The 1,305-nt window shown below is 45.5% G+C and carries 1 protein-coding gene; it reads left to right on the top strand.

The window, feature by feature from the left end; translation table 11 throughout:
• The first annotated feature begins 59 nt into the window (after nt 1-59).
• Nucleotides 60-1,274, top strand: coding sequence for an IS256 family transposase (locus ACT3SX_RS15130; protein WP_192520702.1), 1,215 nt, complete (start codon nt 60-62; stop codon nt 1,272-1,274).
• Nucleotides 1,275-1,305 lie beyond the last annotated feature (31 nt).

The raw sequence follows: 1,305 nt of genomic DNA, 5'->3' as shown, positions 1-1,305 counted from the left end.
TTAGGGAGTTTCCCAAACTTTGTGTAACTGCTTATAATCCACTAACAGGAGAATAAGCAATGACTAACCAATCTGATATCAAGAAACTGGCCGAGCAAATGGCTGGCAGTATGAAAAGCTTCGATGACATCAAAGACTTTCAAAAGCAGCTCATGCAATCTTTTATCGACACCGCACTTGAAGCCGAGATGGAAGACCATCTTGGCTATCCTAAGCATGAAAAGGCAGATAAGCCTAACAAACGTAATGGTCACATTAAAAAGACCGTCCGCAGTGACACAGGGGAGCTTGAGATTTCCACCCCAAGAGACCGTGATAGCAGCTTTGAGCCTGCATTAGTACGTAAGCATCAAACCCGTATCTCAGGTCTCGATGATAAAATCATCTTTTTCTATGCCAAAGGCCAAACCACCACTGAGATCGTCGAAACCATCAAAGAGCTTTACGACGTCGATATATCCAGCAGCTTAGTTTCAAGAGTCACGGACAACATCTTAGAGGACATCACCGCTTGGCAGAACCGGCCGCTGAGCAGTGTTTATCCTATCGTCTATTTGGACTGTATTGTCGTTAAAGTACGCCAAGATAAGCAGATCATCAACAAGGCTATTTATCTGGCGCTAGGCGTGGGACTTGATGGCAAAAAAGAGCTGCTTGGCATGTGGTTATCAGAGAATGAGGGCGCTAAGTTCTGGCTGGGTGTTCTCACTGAATTACAAAACCGCGGGGTACAAGATATCCTCATTGCCTGTGTCGATGGTCTAAAGGGCTTCCCTGATGCCATCAATACCGTTTATCCCAAAGCCAAGGTTCAGCTGTGTATCGTGCATATGGTACGTTACTCAATGAAGTTTGTACCTTGGACGGACAAAAAGACCGTAGCGGCTGATTTAAAGGCCATCTATGGCGCTGATACCCTCGAGATGGCAGAGGCCAATCTTGAGCACTTTGATGATACTTGGGGTAAGGACTATCCGCACGTGGTTAAGTCTTGGCGCAATAACTGGGAGGGCTTAACGGTGTTCTTCGAGTATCCTAAAGATATCAGAAAAGCTATATATACTACCAATGCTATCGAGTCGCTAAACAGTGTCATTCGGACAGCGGTGAATAAGCGTAAGGTGTTCCCATCTGATCAGGCAGCATTCAAGGTGATTTATCTGGCGACTCAGCAGGCATCGTCAAGGTGGTCGATGCCAATCCGTAACTGGACGTCTGCTCTGAATCGCTTTATGATTATGTTTGATGATCGTATCAGTAAGCATTTAATCTAAATGGCAGTTACACAGAATCTGGGATGGGCTC

The sequence above is a fragment of the Psychrobacter sp. AOP31-B2-9 genome (assembly GCF_052378005.1).
Lineage (GTDB): Bacteria > Pseudomonadota > Gammaproteobacteria > Pseudomonadales > Moraxellaceae > Psychrobacter.
The sequence above is the reverse complement of the archived record's forward strand: the minus strand, read 5'-3'. Positions and strand labels throughout refer to the sequence as shown.